The 3019-nt window shown below is 68.5% G+C and carries 3 protein-coding genes and 1 tRNA gene; 1 reads left to right on the forward strand and 3 read right to left on the reverse strand.

Annotated elements, in window-relative coordinates:
- Positions 1-91 precede the first annotated feature (91 nt).
- On the reverse strand, positions 92-883 hold the full coding sequence (locus QZZ33_RS03380; protein WP_291378196.1) for a sulfite exporter TauE/SafE family protein: 792 nt from the start codon (positions 881-883) through the stop codon (positions 92-94).
- 63 nt (positions 884-946) lie between these two features.
- Positions 947-1669, reverse strand: coding sequence for a Sir2 family NAD-dependent protein deacetylase (locus QZZ33_RS03385; RefSeq protein ID WP_291378198.1), 723 nt, complete (start codon positions 1667-1669; stop codon positions 947-949).
- 82 nt (positions 1670-1751) lie between these two features.
- Here QZZ33_RS03385 and QZZ33_RS03390 point away from each other — a divergent pair.
- A tRNA-Lys gene (locus QZZ33_RS03390) sits at positions 1752-1824 on the forward strand.
- A gap of 44 nt (positions 1825-1868) precedes the next feature.
- On the opposite strand, the gene dinB is transcribed toward QZZ33_RS03390, so the two are convergent.
- Positions 1869-3019 (reverse strand): DNA polymerase IV (gene dinB, locus QZZ33_RS03395; protein WP_291378201.1); only part of this gene is annotated, 1151 nt, incomplete at its 5' end.

The following is a 3019-nucleotide window of genomic DNA, read 5'->3' on the forward strand; positions in this document are numbered from 1 at the left end:
TGGGAATGGTCGCGGTGCTGCTGTGGCGGTTCGGATCCTGGTTGGTACGGCTAGCCCGGGGTCGGCGCCAGTCGCCGACGACCGGGCGGACCTAGTCTGCTACTCCGCGAAGCTTGATCGCTCGATACGCGAGCTGCACCATCGTCACTGTGAGTAGCACGGAGAAGAGCAGACCAGAGACGCGCGGGTTGATGTGGTAGGCGACCACCACACCAAGGAGTGACGCCGCCGACGCGGCAAAGCCCACCACAAGACCATCGCCTACCCGGACAAGGCGGGCGCGCATGTTCGCGGCCGAGCCCGTGATCGCGGCGGGAATCATCGCGGCGAGCGAGGTGCCCTTCGCCAGCAGGTCCGATGCGCCGAAGCCCCCCATCAGAATCGGCACCACGATCACGCCGCCGCCGATGCCGAACAGGCCGGACGCGACGCCCATCAGCACCCCTACCAACAGCAGGATCGTGCCGGACACCATCGTCAGGGAGATCTCCGCATCACGTGAGGGAATGTCGATGAGCGTCTCTACGGCCGCCAACCCCAGCAACCCGACGAACATCCACCGGAGCACCCCGATGGGCACCCGGCGGAGCAGGCGCGTGCCAATGAGTGCGCCGCCGATGCCGCCCACCGCCACGAGCCCGCCGACGATGATCGCCACGTGACCCCCGAACCCGTAGGCCACGGATCCGACGATCGCGGTCGGAACGATCGCCACGAGCGATGTTGCCGCCGCGCGACGCTGGTCCATGCCCAACAGCCAGATCAGGAGCGGCACCATGACGGCGCCGCCGCCAACGCCGAACACTCCCGACAACAATCCACCGAGAATCCCCACAATGAGGAGCAAGAGCCAGCGCGGGGCCCATCGCGGCGCATGGGGCATGCCAGATCTCACTTTCCATGGTGCGGTGGTCGCGACCGGGGGTCGCGGCAAGAATGGTGTCGTCTAGTCCAAGTATCTGTCTACCAGCGCTGGCACGGCCAGGTCGATGGGCCCGCGGATCACCTCGGTCGCGTGGCGATCGTAGTCGGTGGGCTCGGCGTTGACGATGATGAGGTTGGCGCCCGACTCCACGGCCAGGTCCGCGAGGCTCGCCACCGGGTAGACCGACAGGCTGGTGCCGATCGCGATGAACACGTCGCACGTGGTGGCGGCGTGGACCGCCCGGTCGATCGCCTCGGCTGGCAGTTGCTCGCCAAAGTAGACGATGTCGGGCTTGAGGATTCCCCCGCAGTCTGCGCAGGCCGGGTCTGGGCTGGCCGCCAACCCGGCGACGACGTCGGCCGTTGGCTGGCTCTTGCCGCACCTCATGCAGGACGTGGTGCGCAGCGTGCCATGCATCTCGACCACTTGGCCTGCCGGGAGCCCGCCCGCCTGGTGAAGCCCGTCGAAGTTCTGGGTGAGGACCACGTCAAGGAGGCCAGCGTCGGCGAGGCGGGCGAGCGCCACGTGGGCGATGCTCGGCGTGGACCCCCACGCCGGGTGGTCCCGCCAGTCGCGCCACCCTGCGACGCGGACCTCTTTGTCGCGCACGAAGTCGTCGATCTCGAGCAGGCGGACTCGCTCTGGATTGAGGGTCCACACCCCCGCTGGGCCGCGAAAGTCGGGGATGCCGGAGCCGGTCGAGATGCCAGCGCCCGTCAGGACGGCGATGCGGGGGCTAGGCATGCTGCGAGCCTACGCGGCGGCCGAGCTGGGGCTCCCTTCCCGCGAAAGCGCGAGGCGTCGAGTCCCCTTAGGATTGCGGGACGGGCCTCTAGCTCAGTTGGTAGAGCAGCGGACTTTTAATCCGCGGGTCGTGGGTTCGAGCCCCACGGGGCCCACGTTGGCGATCACCGCAAAGTGCCCCCGCATGCGGTTCGAGATGCTACTCGTGCTCCGGGAGCCGCGGCGCGCTCAAGCCAGTGTCGCGTCCTATCAGCGCCGCGCGCGTGACGGCGGCCGCCCCATAGCGGTTGCGAACGGCATCGAGCGCCGAGTCGATGCGCGCGCCGTCATGCCAATCCAGGGGGAGCTCGGGCTGGACGTCACCGGACCGCACCAAACCCGCGAGCGAGACACCGACGAGTGTCACGCCGCGCTCGGAGACTTCGGGCGCCACGCTCGTCAGCAACGTGTGCGCGGCACCGAGCAGCACCTCCGTGCGATCGGTGGGGGCTCCCAGCGTCCGCGAACGCGTCGCATTCGTGTAGTCGCCGAAGCGCACGCGGACCGTGACGGTGGAACACGAGGTCTCTCGCTCGCGCAGTCGCTTCGCGAGCCCGTCCATGATCTGGGTGACGATGAGCGCAAGTTCATCGATAGTGCGCGGACGGTTGCCCAGCGCGCGCTGCGAGCCGATCGAACTGTGCCGCTTGGTGTCCTCCACTGGTCGCGGATCTCGCAGTCTCGCGAGGGCGTGCAGTTGCGCGCCCGCCGCTTTGCCCAAGAGGAGTTCCGCCATTTCAGCCTCCAACTCCGCCAGTTGCCCGACCGTATGGATGCCTCGTGAGTGCAGCTTCTGAGCGGTCACGGCCCCGACACCCCAGAGGCGTTCCACCGGCAGCGGATGGAGGAAGGCCTCTTCGCAGTCGGGTTCCACGACCAGCAGCCCGTCGGGTTTGCTGACGGCGCTCGCGACCTTTGCAAGGAACTTGGTGCGCGCGACGCCCACCGAGATCGCGAGCCCCACTTCGGTCCGGACCCGCTCCCGCAGCCGCACGGCAATCTCTTCGGGAGTGCCGGCGATGTGACGCAGCCCGCCTACCTCGAGGAAGGCCTCATCGATGGACAGGCCCTCCACGTGCGGCGTCGTGTCGTGAAAGATCGCGAAAACGGCGCGGCTTGCCGCAGAGTAGGCCTCCATCCGGGGCGCGACCACGACGGCCTCGGGACACAACGCGCGCGCCCTCGAGGTTGCCATCGCTGTGCGCACTCCACGGGCCTTCGCCTCGTAGCTCGCGGCCGCGACCACGCCAGCGCCGGCGATCAGGGGACGTCCCCGCAGCGACGGCGTGTCTCGCTGTTCTACAGAGGCGT

This window comes from Demequina sp., from assembly GCF_016278775.1.
In the GTDB taxonomy this organism is placed as follows: Bacteria; Actinomycetota; Actinomycetes; order Actinomycetales; family Demequinaceae; genus Demequina.